This window comes from Methylobacillus caricis, from assembly GCF_020532705.1.
Classification (GTDB): domain Bacteria; phylum Pseudomonadota; class Gammaproteobacteria; order Burkholderiales; family Methylophilaceae; genus Methylobacillus; species Methylobacillus caricis.
Genome location: NZ_JAJAVD010000001.1, coordinates 732,444 through 751,055, shown reverse-complemented (window position 1 = coordinate 751,055; position 18,612 = coordinate 732,444). Strand labels below are relative to the sequence as shown.

At 53.9% G+C, this 18,612-nt stretch carries 23 protein-coding genes; 14 read left to right on the top strand and 9 right to left on the bottom strand.

Translation table 11 applies throughout. From position 1 onward, the window contains the following. Positions 1–13: 13 nt before the first annotated feature. From LG200_RS03625 to LG200_RS03600, 6 genes are all read left to right on the top strand, one after another. Positions 14–841 carry an NYN domain-containing protein gene (locus tag LG200_RS03625; RefSeq protein ID WP_226756233.1) on the top strand — a complete coding sequence of 276 codons (828 nt, stop codon included), beginning with the start codon at positions 14–16 and terminating at the stop codon, positions 839–841. Further along, the gene (wrbA, locus tag LG200_RS03620; RefSeq protein ID WP_226756232.1) at positions 838–1,437 is read left to right on the top strand and encodes an NAD(P)H:quinone oxidoreductase; all 600 of its coding nucleotides are present in this window, start codon (positions 838–840) and stop codon (positions 1,435–1,437) included. The genes LG200_RS03625 and wrbA overlap by 4 nt, the downstream gene beginning before the upstream one ends. 89 nt (positions 1,438–1,526) lie before the next feature. Continuing rightward, positions 1,527–2,270, top strand: coding sequence for a 5'/3'-nucleotidase SurE (gene surE, locus LG200_RS03615; protein ID WP_226756231.1), 744 nt, complete (start codon positions 1,527–1,529; stop codon positions 2,268–2,270). Continuing rightward, positions 2,271–2,939, top strand: a complete 669-nt coding sequence (locus tag LG200_RS03610; protein WP_226756230.1) for a protein-L-isoaspartate(D-aspartate) O-methyltransferase — start codon at positions 2,271–2,273, stop codon at positions 2,937–2,939. After that, positions 2,939–3,967: a peptidoglycan DD-metalloendopeptidase family protein gene (locus LG200_RS03605; RefSeq protein WP_226756229.1), complete on the top strand. Its 1,029-nt coding sequence runs from the start codon at positions 2,939–2,941 to the stop codon at positions 3,965–3,967. Before LG200_RS03610 ends, LG200_RS03605 begins: the two co-directional genes overlap by 1 nt. A 32-nt stretch (positions 3,968–3,999) precedes the next feature. Next, positions 4,000–4,341 (top strand): hypothetical protein, encoded by a 342-nt coding sequence (locus tag LG200_RS03600; RefSeq protein ID WP_226756228.1) that lies wholly within the window; start codon positions 4,000–4,002, stop codon positions 4,339–4,341. Positions 4,342–4,437: 96 nt separating this feature from the next. Here LG200_RS03600 and LG200_RS03595 read toward each other — a convergent pair whose 3' ends face one another. From LG200_RS03595 to LG200_RS03570, 6 genes are all read right to left on the bottom strand, one after another. Continuing rightward, positions 4,438–4,812: a thioredoxin family protein gene (locus tag LG200_RS03595; RefSeq protein WP_226756227.1), complete on the bottom strand. Its 375-nt coding sequence runs from the start codon at positions 4,810–4,812 to the stop codon at positions 4,438–4,440. Between the two features lie 38 nt (positions 4,813–4,850). Next, complete coding sequence (locus LG200_RS03590) at positions 4,851–5,450, bottom strand: nitroreductase family protein (RefSeq protein ID WP_226756226.1); 600 nt, start codon at positions 5,448–5,450, stop codon at positions 4,851–4,853. A gap of 4 nt (positions 5,451–5,454) precedes the next feature. Continuing rightward, on the bottom strand, positions 5,455–6,534 hold the full coding sequence (locus LG200_RS03585; protein WP_226756225.1) for an alkene reductase: 1,080 nt from the start codon (positions 6,532–6,534) through the stop codon (positions 5,455–5,457). Positions 6,535–6,622: 88 nt separating this feature from the next. Further along, positions 6,623–7,207 (bottom strand): YceI family protein, encoded by a 585-nt coding sequence (locus tag LG200_RS03580; protein WP_226756224.1) that lies wholly within the window; start codon positions 7,205–7,207, stop codon positions 6,623–6,625. An 83-nt stretch (positions 7,208–7,290) separates the two neighbouring features. Beyond that, entirely contained in the window at positions 7,291–7,857 is a 567-nt protein-coding gene (locus LG200_RS03575; protein ID WP_226756223.1) for a flavodoxin family protein, read from the bottom strand. Positions 7,858–7,867: 10 nt separating this feature from the next. Then, positions 7,868–8,584: a pirin family protein gene (locus tag LG200_RS03570; protein WP_226756222.1), complete on the bottom strand. Its 717-nt coding sequence runs from the start codon at positions 8,582–8,584 to the stop codon at positions 7,868–7,870. 186 nt (positions 8,585–8,770) lie between these two features. On the opposite strand from LG200_RS03570, the gene cysZ reads away from it, so the two are divergent. From cysZ to LG200_RS03530, 8 genes are all read left to right on the top strand, one after another. Further along, the gene (gene cysZ, locus LG200_RS03565) at positions 8,771–9,517 is read left to right on the top strand and encodes a sulfate transporter CysZ (RefSeq protein ID WP_226756221.1); all 747 of its coding nucleotides are present in this window, start codon (positions 8,771–8,773) and stop codon (positions 9,515–9,517) included. Beyond that, positions 9,514–10,416, top strand: a complete 903-nt coding sequence (locus tag LG200_RS03560) for a LysR family transcriptional regulator (RefSeq protein WP_226756220.1) — start codon at positions 9,514–9,516, stop codon at positions 10,414–10,416. Before cysZ ends, LG200_RS03560 begins: the two co-directional genes overlap by 4 nt. Before the next feature lie 112 nt (positions 10,417–10,528). After that, on the top strand, positions 10,529–10,984 hold the full coding sequence (locus LG200_RS03555; protein ID WP_226756219.1) for a phosphate-starvation-inducible PsiE family protein: 456 nt from the start codon (positions 10,529–10,531) through the stop codon (positions 10,982–10,984). A gap of 9 nt (positions 10,985–10,993) precedes the next feature. Beyond that, positions 10,994–11,902 carry an AAA family ATPase gene (locus LG200_RS03550; RefSeq protein WP_226756218.1) on the top strand — a complete coding sequence of 303 codons (909 nt, stop codon included), beginning with the start codon at positions 10,994–10,996 and terminating at the stop codon, positions 11,900–11,902. Next, positions 11,883–12,857 (top strand): DUF58 domain-containing protein, encoded by a 975-nt coding sequence (locus LG200_RS03545; protein ID WP_226756217.1) that lies wholly within the window; start codon positions 11,883–11,885, stop codon positions 12,855–12,857. The genes LG200_RS03550 and LG200_RS03545 overlap by 20 nt, the downstream gene beginning before the upstream one ends. Beyond that, the gene (locus tag LG200_RS03540) at positions 12,854–14,809 is read left to right on the top strand and encodes a transglutaminase TgpA family protein (protein ID WP_226756216.1); all 1,956 of its coding nucleotides are present in this window, start codon (positions 12,854–12,856) and stop codon (positions 14,807–14,809) included. The genes LG200_RS03545 and LG200_RS03540 overlap by 4 nt, the downstream gene beginning before the upstream one ends. A 38-nt stretch (positions 14,810–14,847) precedes the next feature. Beyond that, positions 14,848–15,330, top strand: coding sequence for a tRNA adenosine(34) deaminase TadA (tadA, locus tag LG200_RS03535; protein ID WP_404809795.1), 483 nt, complete (start codon positions 14,848–14,850; stop codon positions 15,328–15,330). A gap of 48 nt (positions 15,331–15,378) precedes the next feature. Continuing rightward, positions 15,379–15,594 carry a hypothetical protein gene (locus LG200_RS03530; protein WP_226756214.1) on the top strand — a complete coding sequence of 72 codons (216 nt, stop codon included), beginning with the start codon at positions 15,379–15,381 and terminating at the stop codon, positions 15,592–15,594. Here the strand turns inward: LG200_RS03530 and LG200_RS03525 are convergent. The 3 genes from LG200_RS03525 to nagZ all read right to left on the bottom strand — a co-directional run bounded on the left by LG200_RS03525 (position 15,581) and on the right by nagZ (position 18,593). Beyond that, on the bottom strand, positions 15,581–16,660 hold the full coding sequence (locus LG200_RS03525) for a rhomboid family intramembrane serine protease (RefSeq protein WP_226756213.1): 1,080 nt from the start codon (positions 16,658–16,660) through the stop codon (positions 15,581–15,583). The genes LG200_RS03530 and LG200_RS03525 overlap by 14 nt on opposite strands. Positions 16,661–16,757: 97 nt before the next feature. Continuing rightward, positions 16,758–17,444, bottom strand: a complete 687-nt coding sequence (locus LG200_RS03520; protein WP_226756212.1) for a Bax inhibitor-1/YccA family protein — start codon at positions 17,442–17,444, stop codon at positions 16,758–16,760. Positions 17,445–17,543: 99 nt separating this feature from the next. After that, a complete protein-coding gene (gene nagZ / locus LG200_RS03515) occupies positions 17,544–18,593 on the bottom strand; it encodes a beta-N-acetylhexosaminidase (protein ID WP_226756211.1) in 1,050 nt (349 codons plus the stop codon). Positions 18,594–18,612: the final 19 nt, after the last annotated feature.

The following is an 18,612-nucleotide window of genomic DNA, read 5'->3' as shown; positions in this document are numbered from 1 at the left end:
GAAGGAGCCCAGCATGGCCCACCCCGAACTCAACAACCCGCGCTTGGCGGTATTGATCGACGCGGACAATACCTTCAGGATCATCGAGGTCATCAACGCACTGTTTGAAGAAATTTCCAAATTTGGCGATGTCAGTGTGCGCCGCATCTACGGGGACTGGACAGAAACCAAGATGAATAAATGGAAAGAAGTGCTGCCCAAGCACGCAATCCAGCCCATTCAGCAATACGCCAACACCAAGGGCAAGAACTCGACCGATAGCGCCTTGATTATTGACGCGATGGATTTGCTTTATACTGCGCCGCTGGATGGTTTCTGCATTGTCTCCAGCGATAGCGACTTTACAAGGCTTGCCACCCGCCTGCGTGAATCCGGCAAGCAGGTTTATGGGTTCGGTGAGGAAAAAACCCCTGAATCGCTGATTGCCGCCTGCAATAAATTTGTCTACGTGGAAATCCTGGCGCAGGAAAAACCCGGTAGCGACCTTGAACCACCGGAGCTAGCGCAAAGCAAGACCAAGTCGGTTGCAAAGCAAAAATCCACGGCGGTCAAAACCGCGTCCCCTTCCACTGTCCCACTCACGCCAGGCACCCGCAAGAACGACAGGGAACTTGCGATGGATACCAAACTGGTCACGCTTATACGTTCAGCGATCGAGGCACTTTCAGACGATGATGGCTATGCGCATATTGGTGAAACGAAAAAGCATATCGTGAAGAATTTTCCGGCATTCGACTCACGCAATTATGGCTACGCCAAGTTCAGTGACCTGATCAGCGCCATCAACCTGTTTGAAATCGACAAACTCAAACAACGGCTCAAGGATAAAAGAAAAAAATGACGGATATTCTGGTTGTCTACTACTCGCAAGGTGGCTCTGTCCGCGAAATGGCAAAGCTGATTGCTCGCGGTGTTGAATCCGTACCAAGTGCCAATGCACGTATTCGCACGGTACCTAGGATATCCGCCAACCACGAAGCGACCGAGCCGCAAGTGCCTGAAAGTGGTGCGCCCTATGTGGAACTGTCCGACCTGGAAGAGTGTGCCGGGCTGGCCTTGGGCAGCCCGACGCGCTTCGGCAATATGGCAGCGCCCATGAAGTATTTCCTTGATGGCACCACCAGCCTTTGGCTCAAGGGAGCACTCATAGGCAAACCTGCCTCAGTATTCACCTCCACAGGCTCCATGCATGGCGGGCAGGAAAGTACCTTGCTGACCATGATGATGCCATTGTTGCACCATGGCATGCTGCTAGTCGGGCTGCCCTACTCAGAACCTGCACTGGCAAGTACCAGCTCAGGTGGCACACCGTATGGAGCGAGCCATGTAGCAGGCGCCATGGATGACCGGCCTATTACCGAGGAAGAGAAAAAACTCTGTATCGCCCTGGGGAAACGTCTGGCACAAACCGCATTGAAGCTGGATCAAAAACTTTGAACACACTCTAGGCTCTTGATAAATATTTTTTACACCATTGTTGCAACACAGGCATGAAAAGCGCGTTGTGACTCGGTTATAATAAAAAAATGCGTATCTTACTTTCCAATGACGATGGCTATTTTGCCCCTGGCCTGAATATCCTGGCCGAGCATCTGGCAAAAATCGCGGATATCGTTGTTGTTGCGCCTGAGCGCGACCGCAGCGGTGCCAGCAATTCCCTCACGCTAGATAGGCCATTATCGGTCCACAAAGCCAGCAATGGCTTTTATTATGTCAATGGCACTCCCACCGACTGTGTGCACTTGGCTGTCACCGGTTTGCTGGATCAGCTGCCGGACATGATCATTTCCGGCATCAATGATGGCGCCAACATGGGCGATGACACTATTTACTCCGGCACGGTAGCGGCTGCCACGGAGGGTTTCCTGCTTGGCATCCCATCGTTTGCCGTCTCCATGTCGCGTCATGGTGTCAAGTATTTCGAAACTGCGGCCAAGTTCATGGTAAGTATTGTGCAACGCTATGAAAAAGACCGTTTTCCGCCGCCCGTATTGCTCAACATCAATGTACCTGATGTTCCCTATGAGGCATTGCAGGGTACGGAAGTCACCCGCCTTGGAAAGCGCCACAAGGCTGAACCCGTCATCAAGTCCACCACTCCCCGCGGCCAGACTGTCTACTGGATAGGACCGGCAGGCAGTGCACAGGACTCCGGCGAAGGCACTGACTTCAATGCTGTCAACAACAATCGCATCTCGATTACCCCATTACAGATAGACCTCACGCAGTATGCACAGCGCGAACAGGTCAAGAACTGGCTTGCGCAATAAATGAGCACGGTATTACGCGGCATAGGCATGACCTCACAGCGTACGCGCGAACGCATGCTGTCGCGCTTGAGCGAACAGGGTATCAAGGATGAAGTGACACTTGCGGCACTGGGCTCGATCGCACGCCATATATTTGTAGATGAAGCACTTTCATCCCGGGCTTATGAAGATGTTTCGCTGCCCATAGGCTTTGGCCAGACCATCTCCCAGCCCTATATCGTGGCGCGAATGACCGAAATCCTGCGCAATGGCCACCCACTGGAGAAAGTGCTAGAAATCGGCACCGGCTGCGGCTATCAAACCGCCGTCCTCTCCAAAGTGGCCAAGGAAGTCTATTCAGTTGAGCGCATACGCCCGTTGCTGATGAAGGCACGCAGCCATTTGCGTGAACTACGCTTGGCCAACATCAAGCTCAAGCATGCTGACGGCACCATGGGCTTACCGGAAATTGCACCTTTTGACGGCATTATTGTCACAGCTGCTGCGCGCCATATCCCGGAAGAGCTGTTGGCCCAGCTTGCTGTTGGCGGCCGCATGGTGATTCCGGTAGGCACCGATGAACAGACGTTGTACCTCATTGAGCATGTCAAAACGGCAATGGGGTCTGAATATAGAAAAACCAAGCTGGAAGCGGTCAAGTTTGTACCGCTGTTGGGTGGAACTAATTAATGCACGTTATCAAGCAAGTTAAAAAATCATGGTTGATCAGCCTGTTGCTGATCGGCTGTAGTACCACCGATCACGCTCCGGTGATAGACCGTGCCCCGGCAGCAAAAAAACCTGCGAGCAGCCAGGTCAAGCCTGCATCTCCCGGCGCGGACTGGCGCCCCAATACCCATACGGTAAAAAAAGGCGATACGCTCTATAGCATCGGCCTTGAATACGGCTACGATTACAAGGAAATCGCCCAGGCCAATAATATCGCAGGCCCTGCATTTACCATTCACATCGGTCAGCAGCTTACACTGCCGGCACGTGCTACAGACACTACTACGGCTGCAGCAACGCCTATCCCAGGCCAGCCCGCCAGTATCGCCGATGGCGATGTGATCATTACCCCGCTCAACCTGGATGGCAGCACACCGCCAGTGGCACAGCCCGGGCAGCCAGACACCGGGCAAAGTCCAGCTCCCGGCCAGCCGCTGCTGGTTGTTGAACCCAAGGCCGTACGTGAGCCATACAGCCTGGCAGCAATGAACGCACCAGTCGCTTCACCAAAACCACAGGTTGCAGCTCCTACTGTTCCTGTCACGCCTGTTGCCACAGGCAGCCAGCCTGATGCGCCACTGACGGCCAGTCCTGCTGCCAGCAACACAGAAGACGGCATACAATGGGCATGGCCTACCAATGGCAAAGTCATAGGCAATTTTAACGACAGCGCCAGCGCCAAAGGACTGGATATCTCTGGCACCCAGGGACAAGCGATCAATGCCGCCGCTCCCGGCAAAGTGATCTACAGCGGCTCAGACCTGCGCGGTTACGGCAAACTGGTCATCATCAAGCACAACAACACTTATCTCTCCGTATATGCCCATAACAGCAATATCCTGGTCAAGGAAGGCCAGCAAGTAAGCCGCGGACAGAAAATCGCGGAAATGGGCAATACCGATGCAGACAAGGTTAAACTGCATTTTGAGATTCGCCGCCAGGGCAAGTCGGTAGACCCTGCTAAATATTTGCCCGGCAGTCCCGGCTGATCCAGCCCCGCTACCGACTGAGGAGTTAAACAGTGAGTAAGCCTAAAACCAAGCCTTACGACAAGCCAGACTCCCTGTCAGCCACCCTGCTTGCCATTAGCCGCTTTGGGTTGATGATGCTTGGCATCATAGGGATAGCGGTAGAACTGTTCCGTGACGATGGCTGGCTCAAACAGGCATTCTCAAAACTCCTGTCTTCCCCTGCCGGCATGATCGCCATCCCGGTGATTATCCTGCTGATGTACCTTGCCAATCGCTGGTTCACAGCCCCCAGGCGTGGAGAATTGACCAGGCGCGGCGATATCCCGCTTTACATCATGATGGGGATAGGCGGGTTTTTCCTGTATCGGCTGCTGACCACAGGCAGTTTCTAATTACGCACCGGCATAGGCTTGACCCGCTGAAGCCACGACTCTCAGCAATAAAAAAGGATGACCAAGTCATCCTTTTTATTGAAATCTACTTCTGGTTTACTTGGCTGCCTGGGCATCCTGTTGGGCATAATATTCATGCACCTGGGACATATCATAGGCGCGCGCCCACTCAATAATCTTTTCCAGCGCCGGTGCGCCAATCTCGCCCACCTGTGCATGGATGCCGGCTTGTTCGCGAATCACAAGGACACCGGGAATCTTGCTCACTTCAAAATATTCACCGATTTCTGGGTCCTCTTCCGTGTTCACCATACCAAACACAATATCAGGATTTTTTTCGGCAGCGGCTTCGAATATCGGAGTAAATGCAACACAGGGTTGACACCATGGTGCCCAGAAATCAACGATGACAAAATCATTGTTGACGATGGTGTCCTTGAAATTAGCTTTGTTGAGTTGCAAGACCGGCATGATCAAATCCCAGTGAATGAATGGAATTTTTCATTATATCAGACCACAGGTTTACCCCAAGCACCGCTAAAGAACAACTCGCCAAGTTCGCGGCGGGCACGGGGTGCGGTTTCACGCTCCAGCACTTCGCCACTCAAGGTGGACACATCAGCGGCATAACCGACAGAAATCATGGCAATGATCTCGATCTGCTCAGGGATGGCAAATGCCTGGCGTACCTTGTCTGCATCAAAACCAGCCATCTGGTGCGCCATCAGGCCAAGTGCCGTTGCCTGTAAACACAAGTTTTCGGCAGCAGCGCCAGTATCATAGGCGGCCCAGCGATTAGGTTTACCGTTGTGATGGAACTGGGTATCCGCAGCGATCAGGAACAACAGCGGCGAATCCTTGACCCAGCCCTGGTTGAATTCAACCAATGTCTCAAACGCTTTCTGCCACGATGCAACATCCTTGTTCTTGTCCCACACAATGAAACGCCATGGCTGGTCGCCATAACAGGATGGCGCCCAGCGGGCAGCTTCAAGCAAGGCGATGGTCTGCTCTTCGCTCACGCTCTTGTTGGTGTCATAGGCACGGCCGCTCCAGCGAGCTGCAATGGTATTTTCAACAGGCACTCGGGTAATGGCGGGTTTCTTCATATTGTTATCCTTGTAGGGTGGGATAGTCGGTGTAGCCTTTTTCGCTGCCACCATAAAAAGTTGACTGGTCTGGGTTGTTTAATGGTGCATCCTGCCTGAAGCGCTCCACAAGATCAGGATTGGCAATGTAAAGTGCCCCATAGGCAATGGCATCGGCATGACCGGATGCAATGGCGGCATTGCCTTTAGCCTTGTCATAGGCAAGGTTGGCAATATAGCCACCGGTAAAATGCTGGCGCAATTGATTGAAATCAAAGTCCGGTGTTGCAGTGCCATCCCCCATGCCGCCTTCCACCACATGCAAATAAGCCAGCTTGAATGGATTCAATGCGTCAGCCACGTAATTGAACAGGGCCTGGGGATCGGAATCACTGATATCGTTGAACGGGTTGAGCGGCGAAATACGTACGCCCACACGGTCCGCCCCGGCAACGGCAACAACAGCCTTGGTCACTTCCAGCAGCAGGCGTGTACGGTTTTCCTTGCTGCCGCCGTACTGGTCAGTACGCTTATTGGTGCCGTCCCGCAGGAACTGGTCAATCAGGTAGCCGTTTGCAGCATGGATTTCCACGCCATCAAAACCGGCTTCCAGGGCATTCTTGGTGGCATTGACATAATCAGTCACGATACCAGGCAGCTCTTCTATCGCCAGCGCTCGTGGCGTGACAAAATCCTGCAAGCCCTCATAAGTGAATGCCTGGCCTGCCGGCTTGATGGCAGATGGGGCAACCGGCAAAGCATTGCCTGGTTGCAAGGATGGATGGGAAATACGCCCGACATGCCATAGCTGCAGCGCAATCTTGCCACCTTTAGCATGCACGGCGGCAGTTACCTGCTTCCAGCCTTCCACCTGCGCCTTGTCATGGATGCCAGGAGTTGCAGGGTAACCATGTGCTGTGGCAGAAATAGGTGTTGCCTCGGTAATGATCAGGCCGGCGGATGCACGCTGGCCATAATATTCTGCATTGATGGGCTGGGGGACATTGCCCTGCCCGGCGCGATTGCGCGTTAATGGTGCCATGACGATACGATTTTGCAGCTCTATGCTTCCCAGCTTGGCAGGACTGAACAAATCCACTGACATTTGACGCTCCTCATTTGAGAAAATATTAAACGCTCCACCTTGCCCTTAGGGCCGGTGAAGCGTCCTTTAGAAAACTATGGAAGGCTGGTTACTTCTTTACGCCCTCAATCAGCAGCGTGACTTCAATATCATCGCCGACTGGCGCACCGGCCTTTGCTGCCCAGGCATATCCAAAATCAGAGGCCCTGATGATGGTTTTGGCTTCAATCCCTGTACGCAATCCGCCCCATGGGTCCTTGCCGAAACCAAGCACTGCAAAAGGGAAAGTTACTTCCTTGGTCACGCCATTAATGGTGAGCTTGCCGGTAACATTGCCCTGGCTGGCGGTGGTAGCTGCGATTTTGGTGCTGACAAAGTGAATCTCGCCAAATTTCCCGGCATTCAGATACTCTTCCTTCTTGATATGCTCATCGCGCTTCTCATTGCTAGTGTTAACGCTTAGCACGTTGATCTTGGCATCAACACTGGAATTGGCCAAGTTGTCCTTGTCGATCACCAGCTTGCCGGTGATATCGCTGAACGTGCCGGAAGTCTTGGCTACCACATGCCGAATCGCAAAGTTGGCAAAACTGTGCTTATTGTCGATGTCATAGCTTTCCGCGGCTGCAAAAGCCATGCTGCTTACTGCAAACAGGCTGGCAATCGTTGTAAGTTTGGCAATTGATTTATTCATTGCATATCCTCTCTGAAACTAAAATTGTTCTGATGAACAGCGGTCAACCTGGCAACAGCGACATCGCCAGGTTGGGATTCCCGTTAAGCCTTCACCTTCCTGGTAATCGTCGCAACCCGCTCACCCAGGTGCTCTGCGGTAAGCAGGTCACTATTGATTGGCGCAACATCGGCACCCTGATCGCTGTTGGCCTGCGCCAAAGCACCAAGAAAGCCGCCAAGACGGTTCAAGTCATTGACTGAACCTGTGCTGCTATTGTTCCCCGGCAACAGGTCATTTCCTACCCAGATCATGCCGTGCTGGGCGGCAAATATGGTCAACTGAACGATGGTATTCAGTTTATCCCCGCTCTGGCTGGCAGAAGTAGTAAAGCCTGCCGCCACTTTATCCTTCCAGCCGCGGTTGTACCAGATGGATGAACTCGCATCCATAAATGCCTTGAACTGCGCTGAAGCCGAACCCATGTAGGTCGGGCTGCCGAAAATGATCGCATCGGCAGTATTGAGCACATCCCAGTCTTTCTGGGCATCATCGGAGTTCAGCAACACCACTTCCGTACCCGGCACTTTTTCGGCACCCCGCGCAACGGCCTTGGCCTGTGCTTCAGTATGTCCATAGCCACCATGATAAACAACTGCTACCTTGGTCATGATACTTTCCTTAATGTGATGAATGAATGATTGGCAGATCGAACAAGAGCAGCTCTGCCTCTTCTCCTGCCTGGATATCAATTTGCTGAAGGCTGTTAATCTTGACGGCATCGCCCGCTTCCAGTGCTTCGCCATTCAACACCACATTGCCGCGAACCACCTGAATATAAAGACCGCGTCCTTCTGCTATGTTGTATGCGATCTGCTGGCCCTGAGTCAGCACTGTTGCATATAAAGCAATATCCTGATGCACCAGCAACGATCCATCACGGCCGTCCCTTGAAGCAATCAGACACCAACGATTCAGCTTCTCGGCTGCTGCAAACTGCTTTTCCTCATATCCTGGCGTGATTCCATCGCGCTCAGGCAGCAACCATATCTGCAAAAGGTGTGCCGCCTCAGTGCTGGATGCATTGAATTCGCTATGTACAATCCCGGTGCCGGCTGTCATGCGCTGGACGTCCCCGGCCTTGATCACTGAACCGTTACCAAGACTATCCCGATGCTGCAATTGACCTTTCAGCATATAAGTGATGATTTCCATATCACGGTGCGGGTGCATGCCAAACCCCATATCCGGCGCAATAATGTCCTCATTGATGACACGCAGCACGGAATAACCCATATGATCGGGGTCATAGTAGCCAGAGAATGAAAATGAATGATAACTATCCAGCCAGCCATGATTGGCATGGCCACGCTCTTGCGATTTCCTCAATGTCAGCATCACAATCTCCTTTCAGATTGAACATTTCAATATTCTTGAATAATTAAAACCATGGTAGATAATAAGCAGCAGTATTAATAGCAAATAATTTTGTATATATTGTTCAAAAAATATGAACATGACGCATACCATGATTACCATCAATGCCATATCGAATATGTTGGCTCTTATAGAGTGCGACAAACCATGTCCAATCTGACGCCACCTATGCTCTCCGGCCCGCAATACTTGGCCGAAGGCCTGAAACTGTTATTCCAGCCAGGGATGCGCCGCTTTTTATTGTTGCCGCTCACGGCCAACCTGCTGTTGTTCATTGGCATGATCAGCCTTGCCGTGCAGCAGTTCAGCCAGTGGGTACATGCCTTCATGCCCGCGTTGCCGAGCTGGCTGGGCTTTCTGAGTTACATTCTGTGGCCGCTATTCGTCTTGTTGGTATTGATCATGATACTTTTCACCTTCACAATGCTGGCCAATATCATCGCTGCCCCATTCAACGGCCTGCTGGCAGAAAAAGTGGAAATCATGGTACGCGGGCAGGATACCTTCCCTCCCTTTAGCTGGGCGGAGCTGATCGCCATGGTGCCCCGAACCCTAGGCCGGGAATTGCGCAAACTGGCCTATTTTCTGCCACGTGCGGCCGGGCTGTTCATACTTTCGCTGATCCCGGTAGTAAATCTGGCGGCAGCGCCATTGTGGATATTGTTCGGCATATGGATGATGTGCGTGCAGTATCTGGATTACCCTGCCGACAACCATAAGCTCGGCTGGAATGACATGCTGGCATGGCTGCGGACAAAACGCTGGCAAAGCCTTGGCTTTGGCGGCACGGTCTACCTGGCGCTCATGATTCCCGTGCTCAATATCGTCATGATGCCTGCCGCTGTTGCCGGCGCCGCCTTGTTCTGGGTGCGTGAAAGGGATAACGAGTCATGAGCATCAAACTCTCCATCGAGGCGCTGGAAGTCCTGGATGCCATTGACCGAGACGGCAGCTTTTCGGCAGCCGCAGAAAGCCTGCATCGCGTGCCTTCTGCCATTACATATACCATACGCACCCTGGAAGATGACCTGGACATCAAACTGTTTGACCGCAGCGGGCACAAAGCCAGGCTGACGGAAGCCGGCAACGAGCTTTTACGTGAAGGCAGGCATCTGCTCAAGGCCGCTGGCGAGCTGGAATGCCGTGTGCGCAGGGTTGCCACCGGGGTGGAAACCGATATCAGCATTGCTGTCAGCGATATCCTGAGCATGGATCCTATCTACACGATGCTTGAAGAGTTTTATGCGCAGCAATTTGGCACCCGCGTGCGCCTGCTACGCGAGGTTTACGGTGGCAGCTGGGATGCCCTGATCAGCAATCGTGCGGATATCTCCATAGGAGCACCCGGCGATGGACCTCCTGGAGGCGGCTATACCACCAGACTGTTAGGCACATTGGATTTCGTGTTTGCAGTCGCCCCGCATCATCCCCTTGCCAAGGTGCCAGAGCCATTGAAAAATTCTGACATTCAACAGTATCGCTCCATTTCCGCAGCCGACAGCTCTCGCAGCCTGCCGCCAAGAACATCGGGGATACTGGATGGTCAGGATGTACTCTCGGTGCCCGACATTCAGAGCAAGGCATTGGCGCAAATCAAGGGACTGGGCGTTGGATACCTGCCAAAAAAGGTTGCTGAACAATATGCTGCCGATGGTAAGCTTTTGATACGCCAGGTCGCCGAGCCCAAGACGAATGTCGTAGGCTATATAGCCTGGCGCAGCAACGGTGGGAAAGCCCAACAGTGGATACTAAAGAAACTGGAAAAACTGTCGCTAGAGGAACTGCTGGTATGACATAAATTTTAGGTACACTGTCACCAGCAATGACAACGCTGTGCCCTCAGCAAAAGAACCAGGCCCAACCCATAACAACAATGCAGCAAAAGACACAAGGAATGTCTCACTTATGGCACAAAACCACTTTCCCCGTGAATTTAATGTCATCAACCGTTACACCATACGCTCAATGCTCTGGCTCAATGGCTTTGCCCACATCACTATCGGCCTTGCACTTGCAGTGTCAGTCATGATGTTCACCTGGCTGTTTTTTCTTGACGTCCGCACTGCCTTCACCGCTAACAACTTGGTTCATGGCTTCCTCAACGCCTTGGGCACCCTGATGCTCCTATGGTCGATTTCAGCATTGATCTCTGCTGAAATCCGCTACCTCATGGGTGCCTCGCTGGAAGTGGAAACCTTTATTGAGGTTGCCATGGTCATGGTCTTGCGCAAACTCATTATCATGCCGGTGCAGGAAATCGTCCCTGACCCCAAGGAAGTCTTGCTATGGGTAGGCGCCAGCCTGCTGCTGGGCCTCACCTTCATGCTTGTACGCTGGGGCCAGAAACAGCGTCTGGATTAAGAAGCCGATATGCACAGCACCATAGACCAGATTATCAGCAACACCAGTCGCATCATTCTGGGCAAAGAACCTCAGATCAGGCTGGCGCTGGCCTGCATACTGGCACGAGGCCACCTGCTGATAGAAGACCTGCCAGGCATGGGCAAGACCACACTCTCATATACGCTGGCCCAGGTACTGGGCCTGGAATTCAACCGGGTACAGTTCACCAGCGACCTATTGCCTGGTGACATTCTCGGTGTGTCGGTATATGACCGCAATGAAGCCTGTTTCAAGTTCCATGCCGGCCCGGTGTTCACCAATGTCCTACTGGCAGATGAGGTCAACCGGGCCACACCCAAGACACAAAGCGCCTTGCTGGAAGTAATGGAAGAAGGCCAGGTAACCCTGGAAGGCAATACCCGTGCCCTGCCCTTGCCATTTTTTGTGATCGCTACGCAGAATCCCGGCCATCACATCGGCACATTCCCGCTGCCGGAATCACAACTGGATCGTTTCCTCATGTGTATCAACCTGGGTTATCCGGACGCCCGTGCGGAGCGCGCATTGTTACAGAACAACGGCGGCCGCCATGGCATTCATGTCCCGGAAGCCTGTATAGACAGCCAAGGCCTGCTGGCATTGCAGCAAGCAGTCGGTGACATCCACATTTCCGATGCACTGCTTGATTACCTGCAGGCATTGCTTACCTACAGCCGCCAATCCAGCCACTTCGTAGCCGGGCTATCTCCCCGGGCCGGGCTCGCCCTCAGGCAATGCGCCCAGGCTTGGGCACTGATGCAGGGTCGCGACTTTGCCATCCCCGAGGATATACAGGCGGTATTGCCAGGAGTCGCTGGCCACCGCCTTCAAACCATATCAGGTAGCAGCATAGAAGATGCTGCCAGCCATTTGCTGAATGCAGTCGCCATTCCCTGATTCCATCGCTGCAAACCAAGCCGGCTGGAAAGGGAAGCTAAGGCTGGGGCGCCCTTTCCATATCCCATTGCTGCTGACCAGGCGCCAGCTTTACATCCTGCCCAGCCGGGCTGGCTGGGGGTTTGCCATCGTGTTGCTTGCCATGCTCACCGGTTCCATCAATTACACACTAAGCCTGGGATTTGTCCTGACCTTCCTGCTTGCAGGCATGGGGCTGGTTGCCATGCTGCACACCTGGCGCAACCTGGCATGGCTGCAGATTGAAATATACAATCCTCCCGCCACCTTTGCCGGACATGATGCCATATTCCCATTGAGCATCACGGATACCCACCAGCGTGAACGACATGCCATTGCCGCCAGACTGCAAGACTCAGAAACCCTGTATGGGGACATTCCGGCCAATGGCACACTGACACTTGCACTCAAGCTGCCTGCAAAAAAGCGCGGCTGGCTGGTTCCTGGTGCAATTAAACTGCACACCGGCTTTCCTCTCGGCCTGTTCCAGGTCTGGAGCCCGCTTGCAACTTCCAGCCGTTGCCTGGTTTATCCCAAACCAACTGATACCGACTTGCCCATTCCCCTCGACAGCAATCCAGGCAATGGCGGTAAAACAGACCAACGCAGTGGCGATGAAGACTTTGCCGGACTACGCATTTATCAACAGGGTGACTCACCCAGGCGCATAGACTGGAAAGCATCATCCCGCGAGCAGGGCATGTTCACCAAGCAATTCCAGGCAGAGTCTCAACAACTGTTATGGCTGGATTTACGCACTACCCCTGGGACAGACCTTGAACACCGCCTGAGCCAACTGACGCGATGGATCATGACCGCCCATGCCCAGCATCAGCGTTATGGTTTGCGCCTGCCCGGACAGGTATTTCCCCCGGACAATAGTGAAGCCCACTACCACCAATGCCTACAGGCGCTTGCCTTGATGGAGCCAAATTGAGCCTCGCTATCAAACCGGGCATGACAGATTTGCACTGGCTCTTGATATCCATGGGCCTGGCCATGGCTTTGCATATCAGCCATTTCCCGGCTTGGGTGAGCGCGTTGATTTTCCTCTTCATGGGCTGGCGTTACCTGTTGGAGAAAAACAGCCGGGCCATGCCCAGGCTGTGGATACTGGTGCCCATCACGCTATTTGGCATCATGGGGATTCTAATCACTTATCGCAGCCTGTTTGGCCGTGATGCCAGCGTGGCCCTGCTCGCCCTGATGCTGGCACTCAAACTAATGGAATCGACTACCCGCCGGGATTACGTCATCCTTGGCTTTGCCGGCTATTTCCTCACCATTACCGCGTTTCTCTTCAATCAATCATTGCTGGCAGGCGCTTTCCTGCTATTGCCCGTTGCCGGCATTACTGCCACCCTGGTAGGCATCAGTTATCCGCACGGCAGCATGTCCCAGCGGTTGCGCAGTCGTATCGCCGGAAACCTTTTGCTGCAGGGCATTCCCATCATGCTCATCCTGTTCATCCTGTTCCCGCGCATTCCAGGCCCGCTGTGGGGAGTGCCACAGGATGCCTACAGCAGCATGAGCGGCCTCTCGGACAATATGGAACCGGGCAATATCAGCGACCTCAGCCTGTCTGCCGCCATTGCATTCCGGGTACAGTTCAAAGGCGATATCCCAGCCACCCAACAGCTCTATTGGCGCGGCCCGGTGTTATGGCATTTTGATGGCCGCGGCTGGCACATGGACAACAACCGCACGCGCTTTGCCCCTGAAAACCTGCTCGTCACAGGCAACGCAGTTGACTATACCGTCACGCTGGAACCACACAATCGGCAGTGGCTCCTCATGCTGGATATTCCTCAAGCCTTGCCGGCCGGTGCTTATCCCAGCCGTGAATGGCAAATACTGGCGCGCAACCCTGTACGCACCCGCATGCGCTATGCAGGCAGCTCCCATCCCAATTACACGCTCGGCCTGGATCTGGATGACCGGGCCAGGCAACTGGCCCTGTCCATCCCTTCCACTGGCAACCCGCGTAGCCGCGAGCTAGCCAGGCAATGGCAGGACCAACTGAAAGATCCCGAACAGATCGTCAATGCCGCGCTACAGCTGTTCAGGCAGCAGGCTTTTATCTATACCCTCGCTCCCCCGCGCCTGGGCAATGATTCTATCGATGACTTTATCTTCAACACCAAACGCGGTTTCTGTGAGCACTATGCCAGCAGTTTCGCCTACCTCATGCGTGCTGCAGGCGTGCCTGCACGCATAGTAACCGGCTATCAAGGAGGCGAAGTCAACCCGGTCGGGCAATACCTCATCGTGCGCCAGTCCGATGCGCACGCCTGGGCCGAGGTATGGCTGCCCGAGCGCGGCTGGGTCAGGGTAGACCCCACCGCCGCGGTTTCTCCAAGCCGGGTAGAAAGCGGCATCAGCTCTGCCTTGCCAGATAGCACGTTGTTACCCATCATGGCCAGGCCGGATTATCCCTGGCTACGCAAACTCTACCTGAACTGGGATGCAGTCAATAACGGATGGAACCAGTGGGTGCTGGGCTATAACCAACAGCGCCAGCTGGAACTGCTATCCAGGCTATCCGGCACCCGGGTGAATTGGCAGGATTTAGTCCTGTGGCTGATGGGTAGCCTCGCCGCTTTCATCTTGCTGCTATGCTTGTTCCTGTTCCGCCGCGGTAAACAAACACTGGATCCCATACAAACAATATATCGCCGTTACCTGCGCAAGTTGGCGCGGCATGGCATCAAGGCCATGCCGCATGAAGGAGCCCAGGATGTCCAACGTCGTGCCAGCCAGCAGTTTCCGCAACATGCTGCTGCCTTTGCCAGGATTGCCTATCTTTATCAGTCTTTACGCTACGGGGCTGATGCTGATGGCAAAACCATGGCAGAATTGCGGATATCCATTCAAAAACTCAAACTGTAATGCCAGCTTCAATTGCCTCTACCATTGATTCGCCACAAATGACAGACCAGGCCTTCATGCAAGCCGCGCTAGTGCTTGCAGCAGAAGCAGCGCGTGCCGGAGAAGTGCCGGTAGGCGCTGTAGTGGTCAAGGATGGCATCATCATAGGTCGTGGCAGCAATGCGCCGATTGCCCATCATGACCCCAGCGCCCATGCAGAAATCCGCGCCTTGCGCGATGCTGCACAGGCAATAGGCAACTACCGCCTGGTGGGCTGTACCCTCTATGTCACGCTGGAACCTTGTGCCATGTGCGCAGGCGCCATTCAGCATGCGCGCATAGAGCGGCTGGTGTTTGGTGCGCGCGACTATAAAACCGGCGCCTGTGGCAGCGTCATCAATTTGATGGCGGAAGATAAGCTCAATCACCACACCGCGGTGGAAAGCGGCTTGATGGAAGAAGAATGTGGCGCCACCCTGACGCAATTTTTCTCAGAGCGCCGCCAATTGCTCAAACAAGCCAAACAGGAAAAACAACAATAATCCAGACACTGGTCAATGTGGCTGGCTCATTAACCTAGGGAGATAAGCATGATTCCTGCTGAATACATTGTGATTTACTTCGTATCGCTCGGGCTATGCCTGCTTTCCACCATCTATAAAACGGCCTGTTTCAAATCCATGCTGTGCAGGCAGATCCTGGGCAGCGTGTTCTGGAGCCTGATTCCGGTAATGAACACCTTCAAGGCCTTGCTGTGGCTGCTTTCATTGCTGGTCACGGGCATGGACAAACTCAAGGCACGCTAGACGGCTTGGCTCTATCTGGCAGCGGCTTTCCCTGCTTTAACTGGTCAGCCAGCACCTTGGAGGCATCACGCCGCTGCTTGGTATATTGCAGGATGTTTTCCAGCTTGGCTGCAGAAGGTAATGCCGGATCGTAAGGCAGTTGTGACAACTGTTCGTAACGCTCCTCATAACGATCAGTAATGGCGTTTTCAACCTGCTGCCCCAGCTCATAATAAGTCACATTGCCTTGCTTGCTTTCATGCATGATATTGAGCCAGGAGCGGTTGATGGCCTGGTCTTCGCGGATAAAGTCATCAATTTCCTTGCGCAGTATCAACTCGTCCCCCCAACGATAGGTAGGTGCAGGAATGCGGGCAACCATTACCGCAACCGCAGTCACCAACAGGAGGCCGCCTAGCATCCTGCCAATCCGTGATACCTGCTCACCTACCCGTAAGCCCCGCATCAGCAGCATGCCGGACAGGATGCCGGCGACAAAGCCGCCTATGTGGGCTGCATTGTCTATGGCCGGGATCATGAAGCCCAATACAATGGTGGCCACCGCAAATACGCAGGCACCGCCAAACAGCCAGCGGAATTCGTGATTATCCAGTTGTTCACGCTCCTGCCAGAGGAAAACAATCAAGGCGCCGTAAATACCGAATATAGCTCCCGAGGCACCGCCGGACACGGCATGATTGCCCTGCCAGACCAGCGACAGCAGGTTCCCGGTCAGGCCGCTGATGAGGTAAATTGCCAGGTACCTGGCATGCCCGTACATGCGTTCAACCAGTTGACCGCCATCCCAGAACGCCACCATGTTCAAGGTCAGGTGTATTGCGCCAAAATGCAGGAACAAGGCTGTTGCCAGCCGCCACCACTCGCCATTCTGGGTCGCCGGTCCAAAGTTCGCTCCCCAGGCAAGTTGTACATCATTGGGCGAATGCCAGAAACCAGCCCCATTGAACAGCATCAAGACGAACACCAGCAGGTTGGCAGCAATCAGCAGCTTGGTCACAGGCACGCTGGGTGTGCGCTGCTTGATTGCAGCGCCAAGGGAAGGCCAGTTGGAAGCGACGTCAGTCATGGGCACCTGAAGGATTTAGCTCAATAAGTGAAGTTGAAATCATGCGCTGCAACAAAAAACCCGTCACAAGGACGGGTTTTGCAACACCATTTAGTGTTTAATCACGTTCACCCATTAATGCCATCAGCAATTGCAGCAAGTTGACAAACAGGTTGTAGATATTGATGTAAAGCGCCAGGGTAGCCATCACGTAATTGGTCTCGCCGCCGCGCACGATGCGGTTCACATCAAACAGGATAAAACCGGAGAACAGCAACACGGCCACTGCAGAGATTGCCAGCGATGCAGCAGGCACCTGGAAGAACATATTGGCAATGGATGCCACAATCAGCAGAATCAGGCCCACGAGCAGGAAATTGCCCATGAAGCTGAAATCCTTCTTGGTGGTAGCGCCAATAGTGGCCAGCGTCATGAAAATCAGGCCGGTACCGCCCGCAGCCAGGCCAACCAATTGGCCGCCGTTGCGCAGGTTAAGCGCCACTTGCAGGATAGGGCCCAGCATCACGCCCATAAAGAAAGTCAGGCCCAGCAACAGCACGACGCCGAAGGCGTTGTTGCGGTTGGCAGAAATTGCGAAGAACAGCCCGAACATCACTGCCAGCATGATGACAGTGGACAGGATGGGGCTGGATGCCATCCAGGCAAAATTCATGGACATGCCGACCAGTGCGCCAATGACCGTTGGGATCATGGTGAGTCCCAACATCATGTAGGTATTACGCAATACCTTGTGCGCGCCGGCAGGCAACGTTTGTGTATTTGCGACTTGATAGTTCGTTTGCATGTGTTACATCCCCTATGAAAAAACTCGAATCAACCCTAAGACTAGCCAATTGGCAACAAAGTTTCAACCATGCTGACCTAATTGAAGCAAATAAATAATTTAGACAAAAGGCAAGTCACCATCCGCCTTACCCACTTCACCAACTTGGTGTACGGCCTGCATGAAGTCAGGGTCCTCATGCAAGGCCACCATGTCTGCCGGATGACGGCGGCCATGCATGCGCGCCAAGCGTGCTAGGCTCTGTGCTGAGATGTCCCACTTCAGGTTGGCAAGCAACTCATCCGCCTTTTCCGGCTGGTTACACAACAGCACCATGTCGCAGCCAGCATTGAGGGCCGCCAGCGCACGCTGGGTGACATCGCCCGCTACCCCTGCTCCTTCCATCGATAGGTCATCGCTGAAAATCACGCCGTTGAACTCCAGGCGCTGGCGCAGGACTTTCTGCAGCCAGCGCTCGGAGAAACCAGCTGGCTTGTCATCCACCTTGGGATAAATCACGTGTGCCGGCATGATAGCCTGTATGCCGTCATCAATGAGCTGTCTGAACGTCTGCATGTCGGACTGGGCAATCTGGTCGAACTCGCGATCATCCACCGGGATGGCCACATGGGAGTCTGCCACCACATAGCCGTGACCGGGAAAATGCTTGCCTACCGCCGCCATGCCGCCGCGCTTGAGGCCCTGCAGCAATGAAAATGCCAGTTCATTGATTGCCTGCACATTGCCATGGAAAGCGCGGTCGCCTATTACCTGGCTTTCGCCGTAATCCATGTCCAGTACCGGCGTGAAGCTGAAATCCACGCCATGCGCGCGCAATTCAGCAGCAATGATCCAACCGGCTTCTTCTGCCAGTTGCCTGGCCTTGCGGGGATGCTGGTCCCATATCTTGCCGAATTCGCGCATGGGCGGGATTTTGGTAAAGCCGTCGCGGAAACGCTGCACCCTGCCCCCTTCGTGATCAACCGCAATCAGCAAGGGCGGCTGCCGCACGGCATGAATACTATCAGTTAACGCTTTCAGCTGTGCCGGGGATTGGAAGTTGCGCGCAAACAGGATCACCCCGCCCACCAGCGGATGCTGGATGCGGCGGATATCATCCTCAGAAAGCTCAGTGCCAACCACATCGAGCATGACGGGTCCCAGGGACATAGGCAAAATCCTTTCGTGT

Excerpts from the sequence above, each read along its gene's own strand:
- LG200_RS03530 (WP_226756214.1), top strand. The coding sequence starts at position 15,379 with ATGATTCCTGCTGAATACATTGTGATTTACTTCGTATCGCTCGGGCTA.
- LG200_RS03575 (WP_226756223.1), bottom strand. The coding sequence starts at position 7,857 with ATGACCAAGGTAGCAGTTGTTTATCATGGTGGCTATGGACATACTGAA.
- LG200_RS03550 (WP_226756218.1), top strand. The coding sequence starts at position 10,994 with ATGCACAGCACCATAGACCAGATTATCAGCAACACCAGTCGCATCATT.
- LG200_RS03555 (WP_226756219.1), top strand. The coding sequence starts at position 10,529 with ATGGCACAAAACCACTTTCCCCGTGAATTTAATGTCATCAACCGTTAC.
- LG200_RS03580 (WP_226756224.1), bottom strand. The coding sequence starts at position 7,207 with ATGAATAAATCAATTGCCAAACTTACAACGATTGCCAGCCTGTTTGCA.
- LG200_RS03545 (WP_226756217.1), top strand. The coding sequence starts at position 11,883 with ATGCAGTCGCCATTCCCTGATTCCATCGCTGCAAACCAAGCCGGCTGG.
- LG200_RS03570 (WP_226756222.1), bottom strand. The coding sequence starts at position 8,584 with ATGCTGACATTGAGGAAATCGCAAGAGCGTGGCCATGCCAATCATGGC.
- LG200_RS03525 (WP_226756213.1), bottom strand. The coding sequence starts at position 16,660 with ATGACTGACGTCGCTTCCAACTGGCCTTCCCTTGGCGCTGCAATCAAG.
- LG200_RS03605 (WP_226756229.1), top strand. The coding sequence starts at position 2,939 with ATGCACGTTATCAAGCAAGTTAAAAAATCATGGTTGATCAGCCTGTTG.
- LG200_RS03625 (WP_226756233.1), top strand. The coding sequence starts at position 14 with ATGGCCCACCCCGAACTCAACAACCCGCGCTTGGCGGTATTGATCGAC.
- cysZ (WP_226756221.1), top strand. The coding sequence starts at position 8,771 with ATGTCCAATCTGACGCCACCTATGCTCTCCGGCCCGCAATACTTGGCC.
- LG200_RS03595 (WP_226756227.1), bottom strand. The coding sequence starts at position 4,812 with ATGCCGGTCTTGCAACTCAACAAAGCTAATTTCAAGGACACCATCGTC.
- wrbA (WP_226756232.1), top strand. The coding sequence starts at position 838 with ATGACGGATATTCTGGTTGTCTACTACTCGCAAGGTGGCTCTGTCCGC.
- LG200_RS03560 (WP_226756220.1), top strand. The coding sequence starts at position 9,514 with ATGAGCATCAAACTCTCCATCGAGGCGCTGGAAGTCCTGGATGCCATT.
- LG200_RS03520 (WP_226756212.1), bottom strand. The coding sequence starts at position 17,444 with ATGCAAACGAACTATCAAGTCGCAAATACACAAACGTTGCCTGCCGGC.
- nagZ (WP_226756211.1), bottom strand. The coding sequence starts at position 18,593 with ATGTCCCTGGGACCCGTCATGCTCGATGTGGTTGGCACTGAGCTTTCT.
- surE (WP_226756231.1), top strand. The coding sequence starts at position 1,527 with ATGCGTATCTTACTTTCCAATGACGATGGCTATTTTGCCCCTGGCCTG.
- LG200_RS03610 (WP_226756230.1), top strand. The coding sequence starts at position 2,271 with ATGAGCACGGTATTACGCGGCATAGGCATGACCTCACAGCGTACGCGC.
- LG200_RS03585 (WP_226756225.1), bottom strand. The coding sequence starts at position 6,534 with ATGTCAGTGGATTTGTTCAGTCCTGCCAAGCTGGGAAGCATAGAGCTG.
- tadA (WP_404809795.1), top strand. The coding sequence starts at position 14,848 with ATGACAGACCAGGCCTTCATGCAAGCCGCGCTAGTGCTTGCAGCAGAA.
- LG200_RS03590 (WP_226756226.1), bottom strand. The coding sequence starts at position 5,450 with ATGAAGAAACCCGCCATTACCCGAGTGCCTGTTGAAAATACCATTGCA.